The 16,064-nt window shown below is 41.7% G+C and carries 19 protein-coding genes and 2 pseudogenes; 18 read left to right on the forward strand and 3 right to left on the reverse strand.

The genetic code is table 11. The features are described from left to right. The first annotated feature begins 228 nt into the window (after positions 1-228). The 15 genes and pseudogenes from thrS (at position 229) to rpmF (ending at position 9,996) form a co-directional block, all read left to right on the forward strand. Entirely contained in the window at positions 229-2,172 is a 1,944-nt protein-coding gene (thrS, locus tag JCM14108_RS03795) for a threonine--tRNA ligase (protein WP_035178529.1), read from the forward strand. Positions 2,173-2,413: 241 nt separating this feature from the next. Further along, positions 2,414-2,923: a translation initiation factor IF-3 gene (gene infC, locus JCM14108_RS03800; RefSeq protein WP_035178531.1), complete on the forward strand. Its 510-nt coding sequence runs from the start codon at positions 2,414-2,416 to the stop codon at positions 2,921-2,923. Between the two features lie 30 nt (positions 2,924-2,953). Then, a complete protein-coding gene (gene rpmI, locus JCM14108_RS03805; RefSeq protein ID WP_035178532.1) occupies positions 2,954-3,148 on the forward strand; it encodes a 50S ribosomal protein L35 in 195 nt (64 codons plus the stop codon). 65 nt (positions 3,149-3,213) lie between these two features. Next, positions 3,214-3,570: a 50S ribosomal protein L20 gene (rplT, locus tag JCM14108_RS03810; protein WP_035178533.1), complete on the forward strand. Its 357-nt coding sequence runs from the start codon at positions 3,214-3,216 to the stop codon at positions 3,568-3,570. A gap of 84 nt (positions 3,571-3,654) precedes the next feature. Beyond that, positions 3,655-4,170, forward strand: a complete 516-nt coding sequence (locus tag JCM14108_RS03815) for a YqeG family HAD IIIA-type phosphatase (RefSeq protein ID WP_035178534.1) — start codon at positions 3,655-3,657, stop codon at positions 4,168-4,170. 9 nt (positions 4,171-4,179) lie between these two features. Beyond that, a complete protein-coding gene (gene yqeH, locus JCM14108_RS03820) occupies positions 4,180-5,316 on the forward strand; it encodes a ribosome biogenesis GTPase YqeH (RefSeq protein ID WP_035178535.1) in 1,137 nt (378 codons plus the stop codon). 11 nt (positions 5,317-5,327) lie between these two features. Further along, positions 5,328-5,639 carry a YhbY family RNA-binding protein gene (locus JCM14108_RS03825; RefSeq protein ID WP_035178536.1) on the forward strand — a complete coding sequence of 104 codons (312 nt, stop codon included), beginning with the start codon at positions 5,328-5,330 and terminating at the stop codon, positions 5,637-5,639. A 21-nt stretch (positions 5,640-5,660) separates the two neighbouring features. Further along, positions 5,661-6,292, forward strand: a pseudogene (locus tag JCM14108_RS03830) (nicotinate-nucleotide adenylyltransferase). After that, positions 6,282-6,893, forward strand: a complete 612-nt coding sequence (yqeK, locus tag JCM14108_RS03835; protein ID WP_035178537.1) for a bis(5'-nucleosyl)-tetraphosphatase (symmetrical) YqeK — start codon at positions 6,282-6,284, stop codon at positions 6,891-6,893. Before JCM14108_RS03830 ends, yqeK begins: the two are co-directional and overlap by 11 nt. Positions 6,894-6,904: 11 nt before the next feature. Further along, complete coding sequence (gene rsfS, locus JCM14108_RS03840) at positions 6,905-7,261, forward strand: ribosome silencing factor (RefSeq protein WP_035178538.1); 357 nt, start codon at positions 6,905-6,907, stop codon at positions 7,259-7,261. After that, on the forward strand, positions 7,258-7,998 hold the full coding sequence (locus tag JCM14108_RS03845) for a class I SAM-dependent DNA methyltransferase (protein WP_035178539.1): 741 nt from the start codon (positions 7,258-7,260) through the stop codon (positions 7,996-7,998). Before rsfS ends, JCM14108_RS03845 begins: the two co-directional genes overlap by 4 nt. 1 nt (position 7,999) lies before the next feature. Then, the gene (locus JCM14108_RS15775; protein ID WP_272944507.1) at positions 8,000-8,338 is read left to right on the forward strand and encodes a nucleotidyltransferase family protein; all 339 of its coding nucleotides are present in this window, start codon (positions 8,000-8,002) and stop codon (positions 8,336-8,338) included. A gap of 59 nt (positions 8,339-8,397) precedes the next feature. Continuing rightward, positions 8,398-9,135, forward strand: a complete 738-nt coding sequence (locus tag JCM14108_RS03850) for a nucleotidyltransferase family protein (RefSeq protein ID WP_500778291.1) — start codon at positions 8,398-8,400, stop codon at positions 9,133-9,135. A gap of 81 nt (positions 9,136-9,216) precedes the next feature. Then, complete coding sequence (locus tag JCM14108_RS03855) at positions 9,217-9,771, forward strand: DUF177 domain-containing protein (protein ID WP_035178541.1); 555 nt, start codon at positions 9,217-9,219, stop codon at positions 9,769-9,771. A gap of 51 nt (positions 9,772-9,822) precedes the next feature. Beyond that, entirely contained in the window at positions 9,823-9,996 is a 174-nt protein-coding gene (rpmF, locus tag JCM14108_RS03860; RefSeq protein ID WP_003554336.1) for a 50S ribosomal protein L32, read from the forward strand. Positions 9,997-10,160: 164 nt separating this feature from the next. On the opposite strand, the pseudogene adhP reads toward rpmF, so the two are convergent. Further along, positions 10,161-11,175: pseudogene (gene adhP / locus JCM14108_RS03865) on the reverse strand (alcohol dehydrogenase AdhP). Between the two features lie 249 nt (positions 11,176-11,424). Between adhP and JCM14108_RS03870 the strand changes: the two are divergent. Both JCM14108_RS03870 and JCM14108_RS03875 read left to right on the forward strand, forming a co-directional pair. Next, complete coding sequence (locus JCM14108_RS03870; protein ID WP_035178542.1) at positions 11,425-12,111, forward strand: response regulator transcription factor; 687 nt, start codon at positions 11,425-11,427, stop codon at positions 12,109-12,111. Next, on the forward strand, positions 12,108-13,673 hold the full coding sequence (locus JCM14108_RS03875) for a HAMP domain-containing sensor histidine kinase (protein WP_035178543.1): 1,566 nt from the start codon (positions 12,108-12,110) through the stop codon (positions 13,671-13,673). Before JCM14108_RS03870 ends, JCM14108_RS03875 begins: the two co-directional genes overlap by 4 nt. Positions 13,674-13,783: 110 nt before the next feature. Here the strand turns inward: JCM14108_RS03875 and yidC are convergent, their stop codons facing one another. Together yidC and JCM14108_RS03885 are read right to left on the reverse strand one after the other, a co-directional pair. Continuing rightward, the gene (gene yidC, locus JCM14108_RS03880) at positions 13,784-14,821 is read right to left on the reverse strand and encodes a membrane protein insertase YidC (protein ID WP_035178544.1); all 1,038 of its coding nucleotides are present in this window, start codon (positions 14,819-14,821) and stop codon (positions 13,784-13,786) included. Between the two features lie 98 nt (positions 14,822-14,919). Continuing rightward, positions 14,920-15,204 carry an acylphosphatase gene (locus JCM14108_RS03885; protein ID WP_035178545.1) on the reverse strand — a complete coding sequence of 95 codons (285 nt, stop codon included), beginning with the start codon at positions 15,202-15,204 and terminating at the stop codon, positions 14,920-14,922. Positions 15,205-15,257: 53 nt separating this feature from the next. Here JCM14108_RS03885 and JCM14108_RS03890 point away from each other — a divergent pair, with 53 nt between their 5' ends. Continuing rightward, entirely contained in the window at positions 15,258-16,022 is a 765-nt protein-coding gene (locus tag JCM14108_RS03890) for a TrmH family RNA methyltransferase (protein WP_035178547.1), read from the forward strand. Positions 16,023-16,064: the final 42 nt, after the last annotated feature.

Here is a 16,064-nt window from a genome sequence, read left to right on the forward strand (position 1 = left end):
TGTTTGTTTAGAGAGTAATTATTACCACTTCTTGATAATCGGATTGCGGAAAATGCTATCCCGGATGGTTTCCGTTAGCAGCCACTTGAGAGCTTTTTTGGAGAAGTAGATGCTTTTCTAAAAATTCAAAAGGGTGGAACCGCGCTAATAACGTCCCTGGCATACATGTTTTATATGTATGTCGGGGACGTTTTTTGTGGTTTCAAAATAAAAAAGGAGTTAATACAAATGTCAGAACTTTCATTTGAATTTCCAGATGGTAGCGTTAAAGCGTTTGACGACGGCGTTACTGCTGAAGAAATTGCCAAATCAATTTCAATTAGTTTAGGAAAAAAGGCAGTTGCCGGAAAAGTGGATGGCCAATTTGTCAATAATGATGAGCCGTTACATAAGGGCGGTAAGATTGAAATCGTTACCGGTGATAGCGACGATGGCTTAAATGTGCTTCGCGAAACGGCCGCACAGGTTTTAAAAGCAGCGATTGCTGCCAATTTCAAGGATATTCGTTTTGGTGAAAGTGCCGCTGATGAAGACGGCTTCTTTGTTGATACGGATAAGCCTGAAACACAAATTAGTGTGGATCAGCTTGACAGCTTGACAAAATCCATGCAGAAGCTGATTAGTCAGGATTTACCGATTAAAGTCATTTTCTTAAGCAAAGAAGCTGCTTTAAAGCAGGTAGCTGGTGATCCATATCAAACTGAATTGGTAAAAGAATCCGCCCATGATGATCAGGTTAAGTTCTTTGAAATCGGCGACTTTAAATCGGTTGCCGAAGGTGCTGCCCTGCCTTCGACCGGTAAAGTTAAAATATTTAAATTACTGTCCGTTGCCGGGGCTTATTGGCAGGGTAAGTCGTCCAATCCGATGCTTCAACGAATTTACGCAACGGCCTTCAACAAGCAGTCCGAACTTGATGCTGATCTTAAGAAACGTCAGGAAGCCCATGACCGTGATCACCGGGTAATTGGAAACCAGCTTGATTTGTTCTTCGTTGATCCCAAAGTTGGTGCCGGGTTACCGTACTGGATGCCAAATGGTGCTACTATTCGGCGTACCATTGAGCGGTATATTGTTGATAAGGAAGTTGCCAACGGTTACGAGCACGTTTACACACCGGTCTTGGCCAACCTTGACTTATATAAACAATCCGGCCACTGGGATCACTATCGTGAGGATATGTTCCCGCCAATGGATATGGGCGACGGCGAGGAGCTTGAATTGCGGCCGATGAACTGCCCAAGCCACATTCAAATTTATAATCACCATATTCGTTCATATCGTGAGTTACCGTTGCGAATTGCCGAACTGGGCATGATGCACCGTTATGAAAAATCCGGTGCTTTAAGCGGTCTTCAACGGGTTCGTGAAATGACGCTGAACGATGGTCACACGTTTGTTGCCCTTGATCAGATTCAGGAAGAATTCCAAAAGATTTTGAAACTGATGGTCGAAGTTTATCATGATTTTGACATCAATGATTATACCTTCCGATTGAGTTATCGGGATCCGGAAAATACTGAAAAGTACTTTGATGATGATGAAATGTGGAATCGTGCGCAAAGCATGTTAAAGGGCGCTATGGATGAAATGGGCCTGGATTATGTCGAAGCTGAAGGAGAAGCTGCTTTCTATGGTCCAAAGCTGGATGTTCAAACAAAGACGGCGCTTGGGAATGAAGAAACGCTTTCAACGATTCAATTGGACTTCATGCTGCCGGAACGATTTGACCTTCATTATGTTGGCGAAGACGGTAAGCAGCATCGTCCGGTTATGATTCACCGGGGATTGGTTTCAACGATGGAGCGATTTGTTGCTTATCTGACTGAAATCTATAAGGGTGCCTTCCCAACATGGCTGGCACCTCATCAAGTTAAGATTATCCCGGTTTCTCAAGATAAGCACGGTGATTACGCTAAGCAGATTAACGATCAGCTTCGCAAGCTTAAGATTCGTTCTTCTGTTGATACCCGGGCTGAGAAAATGGGTTATTTGATTCGGGATGCCCAAACGCATAAGATTCCGTATACGTTGGTTGTCGGTGACGAAGAAGTCAGTGGTAAGAGCGTTTCGGTCCGCCGTTACGGGGAAAAGGATACGCAATCTGAATCTTTGGCCAGCTTTGTTGATGAAATTCAAAAGGATATTGCATCATATTCACGAAATGATTAACTGACTTGAGACTGATCGTTGACACGATGATTAATCGATGATATGATGTTGAAGTTGACATAAAAGCAGAGGCAACCCGCTTCTCGCCTTAGTAAAGTTGTTTTGCTGGGCACGATATCGAGTAAGAACCTACGTTGTTTAGTACCATGGTTGGGTTCTTTAATGATGGCGGGTGCGTTGTGTACCCGCCATCTTTCTGCTTTTCTAAATTATTTGGAGGTGAAGCACCATAGCTAGAGATATGATGGTTAATGAAGGAATCCGCGCACGCGAGGTTCGTTTGATCGGCCCGAATGGTGATCAATTAGGTGTTAAGTCAAAGTCTGAAGCGCTTCGATTGGCCGAGGATGCTGAATTGGATTTAGTTCTTGTTGCTCCGAAGGCAAAACCACCTGTTGCAAAGATTCTTGATTATGGGAAATATCGATTTGAACTTCAAAAGAAGGAACGCGAATCCCGTAAGAAACAAAAAGTCATCAGTGTCAAAGAAGTACGATTAAGCCCGACAATTGATGTTAACGATTTTAACACAAAATTGAAAAACGCCAAGAAGTTCTTGGCCAAGGGCGAGAAAGTTCGAGTTTCAATTCGGTTTAAGGGACGTGCCATTACACATAAGGATATTGGTCGAAACGTTCTCGAAAGAATGGCCAAGGAGACAGCTGATGTTGCGACTGTTACCCAACGGCCAAAAATGGACGGTAGAAGTATGTTCTTAATGCTTTCGCCCAAGGAACCCGATAAAAAATAATTATTAAAATTTTGAGGAGGATTTTTACCAATGCCTAAACAAAAAACAAACCGTGCCGCAGCAAAGCGTTTTAAAAAGACTGCCAACGGTGGAATCAAGAGTGCCCATGCATATACAAGTCACCGTTTTCACGGTAAGACAAAGAAACAACGTCGCCAACTTCGTGGTACACATATGATGGATCACACTAATCTGAAGACTTACAAGAAGTTACTTTCAAAGTAAGCGTTTCTTGTCACATTACGCGACTGGAATAATTATACTGATAGTTATCATAGGAGGAATTCAAAATGCCACGAGTAAAAGGTGGAACAGTTACACACGCACGTCGTAAACGTGTTTTAAAATTAGCAAAAGGTTATCGCGGTGGAAAGTCACGTCTGTTTAAGACGGCTAAAGACCAGGTTATGAAGTCACAGGTATATGCATTCCGTGACCGTCGAGCCAACAAAGGCAATTTCCGAAAACTTTGGATTGCGCGAATTAATGCTGCTGCTCGGCTTAACGACCTCAGTTACAGCAAATTAATGCATGGACTGAAGCTTGCCAACATCGACATGAATCGAAAGATGCTTGCCGACTTGGCTGTTAACGACGCTGATGCATTCAAAGCATTGACTGACGAAGCAAAAAAGGCTCTTAAGTAATTTCGATATGCTAAAATTAACTTTCACCGATGATTTTGGTGGAAGTTTTTTTAAATAAAAACCATCAAAACTAAGGAGAAACATATGTTGGCAAAATTTAGACCAACTTGGATGATTGAGAGTATTTTTCACGTATCCCCTCAATTTCTGTTGGAAAATAATATCAACTGTGTTCTAACCGATCTGGACAATACGTTGGTCCCTTGGAATTCTAAAAAAGGATCGGCAGAATTAAGATCCTGGCTTCATGAGGTTAAAAAATATGGCATTCAGGTGATTGTCGTTTCAAACAATAGTCATCGCAGAATTAAAGCGGCGGTTCAAGATTATGAACTGCCATTTGTACCAAGGGCAATGAAGCCATTGACGATTGGTATTCGGCATGCTTTGAGGCAGTTTAACCTAGACAAGCAATCAACTGTTATGATTGGCGATCAACTGCTGACAGACGTGGTTGCGGCCAACAGTTGCCATGTAAAAAGTATTCTTGTAAAGCCGTTGGTTAGTAACGATGCTTGGAATACAACGCTTAACCGTTATTTTGAAAAGGTTATTTGGAATAAATTAATTAAGAAGTATCCTAATTTACATTGGGAATAGGAGGCATACATGTCAGAAAATGATGTAATTGTTGAGGGTGACGTTGTTCACTGTATTGGTTGTGGTGCAAAGGTTCAGACAACAGATAAAAATGCATTGGGCTATACGCCTAAGTCAGCTCTGGAAAAAGGGCTTCAGAATGGTGAAGTATACTGCCAACGCTGTTTCAGGCTGCGTCACTACAATGAAATTGCACCGGTTAGTCTATCTGATGATGACTTCCTTAAGTTATTAACCAGTATTTCCAGTACGGATTCTTTAATTGTTTACGTGGTGGATATTTTTGATGTTAATGGCAGCCTGATTCCCGGGCTTCATCGGTTTGTTGGTCAGAATCCGGTTTTACTTGTAGGTAACAAGTTGGATGTTTTACCAGCTTCCATTAAGAAGCGGAAGGTTCGCGATTGGTTGCGGCAACGTGCCAACTCAGCCGGCATTCGGCCAATTGATGTCGAATTAATTTCAGCCAAAACCAATTTTGATGTCGACCATCTGTTGGATCAGATTGAAAAGTATCGGGCTGGTAAGGACGTTTACGTTGTCGGGGTTACCAATGTTGGTAAGTCAACCTTAATTAATGCGATTATTCGCCAGTCAACCGGTATTAAGGAGTTGATTACCACCTCCCGTTTTCCGGGAACAACCTTGGATCGAATCGATATTCCGTTGAACGATGGTCACATGATCGTTGATACACCGGGGATTATTCAACCGGAGCAAATGGCTCACCATTTGGTTGGTAAAGAGTTGAATTTAGTGACGCCACAAAAAACAATTAAACCGAAAGTCTATCAACTGAATCCGGAACAAACGCTGTTTTTTGGTGGTGTGGCCCGGTTCGATTATGATTCAGGCGACAGAAAACAAGGGTTTACGGTTTATGTCGAAAATAATTTGTACATTCATCGAACTAAATTAGCGAATGCGGCTGATTTTTACGAAAAACATCTGGGTGATTTATTAACACCACCCAGCGAGAATCGAAAAGATGATTTTCCACCGCTGGAGCGTCATGAATTTAAAACGACTCAAAAAAGTGATATTGTAATTGAAGGCCTTGGCTGGATTACAGTGCCGGGTGATGTCGTTGTTTCCGGCTGGGCACCAAAGGGTGTTTCGGTTTTGGTTCGTCCGGCGATGATTTAAGGAGAATTTTAATGAAATTAACTGGAAAACAAAAGCGCTATTTACGGGCGTCCGCTAATCGAATGAAACCGATTTTTGAGATCGGAAAGAATGGACTCTCAACAGTGTGGTTGGCAGAGATTTTAAAAGCAATCGATGCCCGCGAGCTTATTAAAATAAGTATTTTGCAAAATGCAGCTGTCAACCCCGATGATGTTCAGCAATTTATTGAAGCAAATAGTGACATTACAGTTGTTCAAAAATTGGGGAAGACACTTGTATTATTTAAAGTATCTTCAAACAAGGATAATCGTGACTTATCAAATGAAGTATTTTCAATTTAGTCAGTATCGAGGTATTTGAACATGGTTAACGTTAGTCAAACAGTCCAAGTTTTGCCTAAAACCAAGCCGATTACGCAAAATCATCGAAAACGGGTGGGCATTTTGGGCGGCACATTTAATCCGGTTCACAACGGTCATCTAATTATTGCTGAACAGGTCAGAGATCAGCTGGGATTGGATAAGGTATACTTTATGCCGGACGCCAACCCGCCACATGTTGATCCAAAATTTGCGATTGATGCCAAAGATCGGGTTGCAATGGTTAATTTGGCGATTTCAAATAATACCAAATTTGAAGTTGAGATGACAGAAATTCTTCGGGGCGGGGTTAGTTATTCGTACGATACAATGTTGGAGCTGACCCGGCGACATCCTGAAAACCAATATTATTTTATTATTGGTGGCGATATGGTTAATTATCTGCCAAAATGGTACCGAATTGATGATTTAATTAAATTGGTTTCGTTTGTCGGTGTTAAGCGCGATGCTACACGCCGGCCTCAAAATATCCTATAATTTGGGTGGATGTTCCCTACATTGATATCTCGTCGACCCTGATTCGATCCAAAGTTCGCCAACATCAGTCGATTCGTTATCTTGTACCGGATGCTGTTTTGAAATATATAAAGGAGAATCGTTTATATGGAAAATAGTCAACTGACTTATCATGAACAAATTGTGCCGTATTCACGAAAAGAATTAGTCAAGAAATTAAAGGACGCGTTAACTGAAAGCCGCTATCAGCATGTGCTGAGAGTGGAGCAAACGGCAATTGAACTTGCGCAAAGAAACGGGGTTGATCCGGAACGGGCCAGTGTTGCCGGATTGGTTCACGACTATGCCAAGCAGCGACCGGCAGCGGACTTTATTCAAGCCATTAAGACTTATCAGCTTGACCCGATTTTATTGGATTATGGCAATGCGGTTTGGCATGGTGTTGTTGGTTGGTTATTTGTCAAAAACGAGCTTCAAATTAATGATATTGAGGTTTTGAACGCGGTTAAGTATCATACGGTTGGCCATCAGTATATGACGCCTTTGGAACAAATTGTATATATGGCTGACTATATTGAACCCGGTCGGGAGTTTCCCGGAGTGGATGAAGCCCGAAAGATAACCTTTGATAATCTGCAGAAGGGCGTCGCCTATCAGACAAAGCAGACGTTAGGGTATTTAGTAGCCCACAATAAGCCGGTTTTTCCTCAAACCATTTATACTTATAACAGTTGGGTACCAAAGTTTGATTTGAATTAAGGAGAAATTGTATGGACAGTAAAGAAATTTCACAAATCGTTGTTCGGGCCGCTGACAGCAAGCGGGCACATGACATTGTCGTTTTGGATATGCAGAAAGTTAGTTTAATGGCTGATTATTTTATTATCGCTGACGCCAACTCGAATCGACAGGTTAAAGCCATTGCCGATGAGGTGATCGATCAGGTCGAAGCTAACGAAGTCCATGTTTATAGTGTTTCCGGAAAAGAAACGGCTAATTGGATTTTAATTGATCTGGGCGATGTGGTTGTTCATGTTTTCCAAAAAGATACGCGTGATTTCTATAACTTGGAAAAATTGTGGTCGGAGGCACCGCTGGTTAATATCGATTCCTGGGTTGAGGTATGATTTATCAGGAATTCGCCGAGTTTTATGATGACTTATTCGACGAAAAATTATACGATCAGTGGTTTGCCTATACGACCAAGCGGATTCAGCCAACCGGTCAACTGCTGGATCTGGCTTGCGGCACCGGCCGATTGGCTGTAAAGCTTGCCCAAGCTGGTTATTCGGTGGCTGGCGCAGACTTATCGGAAAATATGCTGAGTATGGCTGATCAACGGGCGCGGGAAGCGGGACAGCAAATTTCATTTTTTCAGGCAGATATGCGTTCTTTAGACGGTTTGGCTGATTATAATGGCATTACCTGTTTTGATGATTCTTTGTGTTACTTGGAAACGACGGCTGATTTACAACAGACCTTTACTCAAATTTTTGAACATTTGAAAGCGGGCGGTCATTTTTTGTTCGATGTGATTACACCATATCAAACGGACGAAGTTTATCCCGGTTATATGTATAATTTTCAGGACGATGACCGGGCTTTTATGTGGACCAGCTATGCTTCAGAGAACGTTGCTCACGGTATTGAACACGAGTTAACATTCTTTCTTTATGATAGTCAAAAAGATGCTTATGACGCTTATAATGAGCTTCACAAAGAACGGACCTATCCGGTTGAAGCATATCGCCAGCTGTTAAATAAAGCCGGCTTTTTAAATATTGAGGTAACGACTGATTTTGGCCGGGCACCTTTTGAAAAAAAAGTCAAAAGATGGTTGTTCGCTTGTGAGAAGGGGTATTAAAATGCTGCAGGCGGTTGGGATTATTTCAGAATATAATCCATTTCATAATGGGCATTTGTATCAATTAAAACAAGCGAAAAGTCGGACCGGTGCTGACGTCGCGATTGCCGTCATGAGTGGTAACTGGCTGCAGCGGGGCGAACCCGCATTATATGACAAGTGGGCTCGAGCTCAAGCGGCTTTGGAAAGCGGGGTGGACGTAGTGATTGAACTGCCGTTCTATTCGGCGGTTCAACCATCGCATATTTTTTCAGCCGGGGCAGTCAGGTTGATTTCGGCGATGAATTGTCATTGGCTGGCTTTTGGTGTTGAGACCCTGGTGTTGATTATCAAACGTTAATTGAAAATCAGCCACGAAAAGACAACTCATTTAAACAATTTGATCGGCCTTACGCATCCATCTTTCAAGAATATCTGTATCAAAAAACGGGCATTCGGTTGGATCAACCCAATGATATTTTGGCCTTTGGTTATGCCAATGCCAACGCTGATTTGGGCTATCCGCTGACGTTGGTACCAATCAAGCGGGTTGGCAGTAATCATAATGATAAGCAGCTGACAACGGGGGTTATTTCCAGCGCATCTGCGATTAGGAATTCGCTTAAAAAAGATCGGGTTCAGTTAGCCGAAAAATTTGTGCCGAAAGCTTCGCAGCACTTAATTAATACGGATTCAATGATCACTTGGGAACAATTTTGGCCGCTCCTAAGATTTGAACTGATTGAAGCGCCAATTGGACAGCTGCAAAAAATTTATCAAATGACGGAAGGAATTGAATATCGCCTGAAACAGGCCGCAATTGAAGCAAAAACTTTTCCTGAATTTTTACATTTGGTGAAAACAAAGCGTTATACTTACACTAGGATTCAAAGATTATGCTGTTACGTGCTGCTGCACGCAACAGCTGCCGAGATGCTGCTGAATCCCCAATATATTCGTTTGCTGGGGTGTACGGGCTTGGGAAGGCGTTATTTGAATCAGATAAAGCGTTCTTTGAAATTACCCATGATTTCCAAAGTGAATCAGGAAACGGTCGCTACTTTGGTCGGTCTTGATTTTAAAGCGGGCATGTTAACCGAAATGACGAACGGCCGTCATCAGGACTTCTATAAACACCCGATTATTCTTGAAAATTAGCCTAATGACTATCAAGCAAAACACCTTGACAAGCGTTTTTGTTGCCGGTATAATGAATTTTGTTGCATTGGAGGAATTACATTGAAGTGGTTTTTTAAGGATTTACAAAAGTACTCCGATACAGATCCGTTCACGTTTAATGAAGTTCTTGATATTAAAAAGGAATTGTTGGATCGATATGCCGATGAGGTAATTGATGCAACCAGTTTTAAGATTGATGGGACTGCATTTTCAGACCGTGGCGACGTGATTGTCGATACGCACATTGTAGGTAAGTTGGTTGTTCCTTCTTCAAGATCTTTGACGCCGGTTGAGCTGCCATTGGATTTTGCGGTTGAGGAATATTATGTACCTTCAAAGGCCGCTGAGTCCAGATATGAAAAGGATGATGTTGTTTTTATTCTTGATGAGGACGATGAGGTCGATATCCGTTCAGCGGTAATTGATAACGTGATTCTGCATATTCCTATGCACATTTTGTCTCCTGAAGAAAAAGCGGGGAAACCGATGCCGAGTGGTGACGATTGGAAGGTTCTTTCAGTTGATGACTACGCGGATCAGAAGGCAGAATTAAAAACAGTTGATCCACGTCTGGCAAAATTAAAGAACTTTTTTAAAGATCAGGATTCTAATTAGCTGGACTTAAAAATTCACTAGTGGATATTTTAGTTATGAGGAGGGAAAGACATGGCAACACCAGCACGTAGAACTTCAAAAGCCAGAAAACGGATGCGTCGCGGTCACATTAAGTTGCAGACTCCTAACTTGAGTCTCGACCCAAGAACCGGCGAATACACATTACCACATCACGTTTCACTATCTGGTATGTATAAAGGCCGTAAGGTTTTGAAGAACAAGTAAAATAAAGAAAGCAGTTTAGAACGCCATGGATTCTAAATTGCTTTTTTTATGTCCAAAATTGTCTCAGTTATCGTGATAGTAAAAAAGATGCCAACGAAAAATTTTTTCATTGGCATCGATTATATTAACGAACGTTTTTCAAAATTGTTTGATGAGAAGAGCCATTATTTAGTGAAATCGACAACCATCCGGCCAACGATTTTATTTTGTTTCATTTCATTGATAATATCGTTTACTTCTCTAGTCGACGAGTCTTAACGATTGGCTTAACTTTGCCTTCAGCACCAAATTGGAAAGTTTCGGCAAGGTCTTGGCGGGTTCCAACCAGTGAACCGGCTACTTGAATCCCGTCTAAAACGGTCTTATCGATGTTAAGCGCATATCACCCTTTGGAAGTGCAACGGCAACCAACCGGCCATCGGGACGCAATGCGTTAACAGAAGTTGTGAAAGCTTCTGTTGTAACTGCTGTAATTTGAGCATTGTGAACACCGCCGACTTTCTTTTGGATCTGTTCGGCAACATCTGGATCATGACGGTTAATAGTGATGTCGGCACCGTTTTCTTTAGCGGCGTTTAACTTATCTTCATTACCATCAACGGCAATCACGTGGGCGCCAAAGACATTGTGTGCAAATTGCACAGCCAGGTTCCCCAGACCACCGGCACCAACAACTTCGACCCATTGACCAGGGCGGGTTTGACCAACCTTGAGGGCTTTATACATGGTAACCCCGGCACAAGTTAATGATGTTGCTTCTACAGGATCCAAGCCTTCAGGGACTTTAACCGCGTAGTTGGCCGGTACAATTACTTGTTCAGCCATTGCACCATCAACAGAGAAGCCTGAATTTTGGACGTTTCGGCACAGTGTTTCACGACCGGTTGTACAATATTCACAGTGACCGCAACCTTTATAGAACCAGGCGATGGAAACCCGGTCACCAATCTTCAAGTTATCAACGTCATCAGCAACTTGAATAACTCTTCCGACACCTTCGTGACCAATGATCCGGCCGGGTACTTTGCCGAAATCGCCGGCGGCAACGTGAAGATCTGTGTGACATAATCCACAATATTCAACTTTTACCAGGGCCTCGCCTTGGTGGATTGGGCGCAATTGAACATCTTTAATATCAACGTAACCATCAACTGGGTCCCTAACAACTGCTGCTTTCATTTAATAAATCATCCTTTTTGTAATTTATTTTCAAACAAGTTCATTATAAGCAAGAAAGTGATTTGATTCAAGTGAAAAAGTGAACATATTAACCAAAAAAGAAAACTTTTTTTCAAAGTTTAAGATTATTTCGAATTTTTAAACTACTTCACTACTTTTCTTACAACTATGGTAAAATGAGAATTATGTTAAAATGTTTTAAGGTGCAATAATAAATAAATTAAGATAATTTAGGAGAGCTGATTATTTATGAGTCGAATTTTGATAATTGAGGACGAAAAGAATTTGGCGCGTTTCGTCGAACTGGAATTAAAACACGAAGGTTATGACACTCAAGTTGAGTTAAACGGTCGAACGGGTCTTCAAGCAGCATTGGATGAGAATTTCGATGTTATTTTGTTGGATCTGATGCTTCCGGAATTGAATGGTATGGAAGTTGCCCGTCGGCTTCGTGAAAAGAAGAATACGCCGATCATTATGATGACTGCCAGAGATTCTGTTATCGACCGGGTTTCCGGATTTGATCATGGCGCTGATGATTATATCGTGAAGCCCTTTGCAATTGAAGAGCTTTTAGCCAGAATTCGGGCATTATTACGTCGAATTCAAATTGAAAACGATCAGCAGAAGAACAGCAAAAAATCGGTTACTTTTAAAGATCTGACAATCGAAAAGGAAAGCCGGATTGTCCGTCGTGGTGATGAAGTTATCAATTTAACCAAGCGTGAATATGAATTACTATTAACGTTGATGGAAAATGTTGACGTCGTTTTGGCTCGGGATGTTCTGTTAACCAAGGTATGGGGCTATGACTCAGAAGTCGAAACCAACGTGGTTGATGTTTACATTAGGTACTTACGAAACAAGATCGATCGTCCTGGTGAAAATAGCTATATCCAAACTGTAAGAGGGACCGGGTATGTGATGCGGTCATGACCCAAACCGATAATCAGTCTGGGAAACGCAAAATTTCGTTAAAGTGGAAATGGGCTTTTTTTACCTCGATCGGTGTTTTGGCAATTGTAATTGCTTTTTCAGTATTAATCTTTAATCGTTTTACCAATGTGTTGCTTGAACAGGAACGAATGCACATTGATAACACGCTTTCAACGGTTTCCTCAAGGTTGACCAACTATGCTTCTCCGCTATCAAAGGGGGATGTTGAGCGGTACTTACGGCCCTCGTTGAATAGTGAAGCGTCTCAGGATAACGACAGCAACATTTATTCTGATTCGTTAATCGTTAATTTTTCAAGGGATAATATTCTGGTTAATGTATACAGTGTTGGCGGAAAGCGACTGTTTGAATCAAAAAAGAATATGTCCAAGTTTAACGCTTCGACAAAGCGACGGATTATGACAACCCGCCAAAACGGTAAGAACGTGTTGGTGGGGATTGAACCACTGCATGCGAAGAAGAATGGCTCTCTGATTGGTTACGCGCAGGTCATTGATGAACTGAGTAGTTATCGGCAGACAGCCAGAAAACTTGGTGTAATTTTAGCGATTCTGGTGTTAATTTCTGTTTTGGTTTCTCTAATTTTGGCTTATTTGTTGGTTGCCGAGCTATTGCGGCCAATTAACCAAATCCAGGAAACCATCAACAAGGTTAAAACCGATCCGGATTCTGATGCGCGGGTTCCTGATTTGAAAAGTCATGATGAATTGTCGGATTTGGCTGATCTTTTAAATAGTATGTTGGATCAGACTCGCCGTTATATTGACCAACAACAGCAATTTGTCGAAGATGTCTCCCATGAATTGCGAACGCCGGTGGCAGTTATCCAAGGTCATATCGATATGTTGCTCCGGTGGGGTAAAGATGATCCGGAAGTTTTGGAAGAATCATTGAAAGCGTCTCTTCAGGAAACCAAACGCATGAAAAGTTTGGTTTCGGAAATGTTGGATCTGTCTCGTGCTGAACAGGTTGAATTAAACTATGGTGAAGAGATAACCAATGTCAATGAGGTCTTTGCACAAGTTTATAACGATTTTAAGATGATCCATCCCGACTTTACGTTTACTTTTGATGACGATACGAATGATAATGTGTACGTGCAGATTTATCGAAATCATTTGGAACAGGTTTTGGTTATCTTATTGGATAATGCGATTAAATATTCCGAAAAGCGAAAAGAAGTTCACATGTCGTTGTCGACATCGATGTCGATGGTTAATATTGCGATTCAGGATTTTGGTGAAGGCATCTCCCAAGAAGATATCAACAAAGTTTTTAATCGCTTTTATCGGGTCGATAAAGCCAGAAGCCGAGATAAGGGGGGCAACGGCTTAGGCCTTTCAATCGCTCATCGGTTAGTGGAAGCTTATCATGGTAACATTTCAATTGAAAGTTCATTGGGATATGGTTCAATCTTCCAAATTAACTTGCCAATCGTTAAAAATATGCCTGATGAAGATAAAGACGATGAAGATACTTCGGTAGCCAAGCCGGATCAAACTGCTGATTCGGATCAGGATAATGGCTCACAATTAAAATAGCGCGTTAACTGCGTTCATAAAGACAAAAAAGATGTTGGAATTTTTTGAGGTATGCCTCAATTTTTCCAACATCTTTTTCTTTAAAGTGCAAACAACGAGTTTATTTAATTTTATTTTTGATGATGATTTTGTTGCTTACCAGCATTACGCTGCCGATTATTTCGAGCCGGCTGGTTGCTTGACTTGTTTTTAATCGATTGGTTAGAAGCTGAACTTGATTTTTCCGGCTTTTGAGAATTCATTTGCTGCTTACCGGTATTTCGTTGCCGATTGCGGTTGTGAATTGTTTTTTGAGTTGCAGCCGGATCAGACTTGTTAACAGATGTTTTGGGCATCAGGTCATCAACCGTTACCGGCTTTTTACCTGCCATTTCTTTGGCAATTCGTTTACGAATTCCTGGCCGGTAAAGGTTCATAATTAGAGTCTGCAGGCAGGCAAACAAACCGCCGATAAAGAAATAGATTCCCAACCCGGCTGGTGCCGAGAGCGTAAACAACAGAATCATAATCGGGCTCATTAACATCATGGCCCCCATTTGTTTCTTTTGAGCTGTAGGGGTTCCCAACATCATTAGATAACCCTGGAGTAGATAGGACAGAAAAGATAGGACGGCTAAAAGCCAGCTGGTTTGTCCCAGTCGAATCCCCATAAAGACGGTGTGTGACAATTCCGGCGAATATCGAATCGCTGCGTATAGGGCTGTAAAAATCGGCATTTGAATAAGTAACGGCAGACAGCCAATACCACCTGTCATTGAAATATTGTTTTGTCGGTAAAGTGCCATCATAGCTTGACTGGCGGCTGCTTGTTCTTCTGGTGTTTTAGCAGCTTTTTGTCGTTGCTGCAGTTCACGCATTTGCGGGCGAATCATTTGCATGCGTTCCTGTTGAATTGTTGAACTTTTCATTTGGCGAACCATAATCGGCAGTAGAAACATTCGAACAATCACAGTCAATACAACAATTGCCCAGCCGTAACTGCCGACAAGTTGGGCAATTGCTTCCATAATTGACTGAGCCGGACGGGCAAGATAATCATAGACCAGTCCATATGGTTTGCCTGATTTGGTGGTCTGGACACAACCACTGAGTAGTAACGCCATTCCGGAAAGTGCGCCGAATGTCGTTATGCGCTTTAAATTTTTCATCGATTAAGACCTTTCTTTATTAATACATAGACAAATTAAATCTTACTCGATACTGTCCAAGTTTTCAATTTAAATCTGGTCAAACCTCTTAATCTTTATTAATATTTGACATTAAAGCCTTTTAGTCTTGATTTCGTTATATAATTAGTAGTGATGGAATGGATTTTAGCGTAAGGGGTTGGTGATTCCTGGATGCGGGCAGCAAATTGGGTTAGTGACGCCAGTGGGCCTTGTGCTACAATCTCGACTGATCCGTCTGGTTTATTTTGGACCCAGCCGGCAATATTAAAATGTTTGGCTACTTGAATAGTTGCCCAGCGAAACCCGACACCTTGAACAATCCCGAATACATCTATTTTGACAGTTTTAATTTCTTCATCCATATTAAACCACCTCACAAATCTATTAACTAAATTATCATAAAAGGAAGAGCTTAATGCAATCAATTACCTCTAATCAGAATAACCGTGTTAAAACATGGCGGAAGCTGCAATCCAAAAAGGGCCGGTTAACTTCCGGACAGTATTTAATTGAGGGTTGGCATATTGTCAATGAAGCAATTAAACACGGTGGCCGGATTAAGGCGCTTATCGTAACCGACGCTGATTTTTTGGAGCAGCTTCAGTTTGATTCTACTACGGTTGAGACTTATTTAATAACACCGGAAGTTGCCAAACACATTTCCGCTACCGAAACGCCTCAGGGGATTTTTGCGATTTTAAATACGGCAGATTACCATGAATCAATTCCCGAAAAGCTGGGCGGTTCGTGGCTGATGCTTGATAACATTCAAGATCCTGGTAATATCGGTACAATGGTTCGAACGGCAGATGCTGCCGGAATGAATGGGGTTGTCTTTGGTAAAGGGACCGTGGATATTTATAATCCCAAAGTTGTTCGTTCGATGCAGGGCAGTCAGTTTCATATTCGGTTATTTTCAGGTGACCTCTCGCGGTGGCTTGCAGCGTTTAAGAAGCATAACATTCCGACCTATGGAACCGAATTAAATAAACGGGCAATTGCCTATGATAATGCGACACCAACAAAGCAATTTGCATTAATTATGGGGAATGAAGGAAATGGTGTTGCGGCAGATTTACTTGACAAAACGGATCAAAATCTGTATATTCCAATGAACGGTGAAGCTGAATCATTAAATGTTGCTGTTGCGGCGGGCATCTTAATCTTTCATTTTATTTAAGTAATGTTCGTTTTTGTTGATATTTCAGAAAATATCTAGTAT

It is taken from the genome of Lentilactobacillus farraginis DSM 18382 = JCM 14108 (assembly GCF_000583655.1).
GTDB classification, from domain to species: domain Bacteria; phylum Bacillota; class Bacilli; order Lactobacillales; family Lactobacillaceae; genus Lentilactobacillus; species Lentilactobacillus farraginis.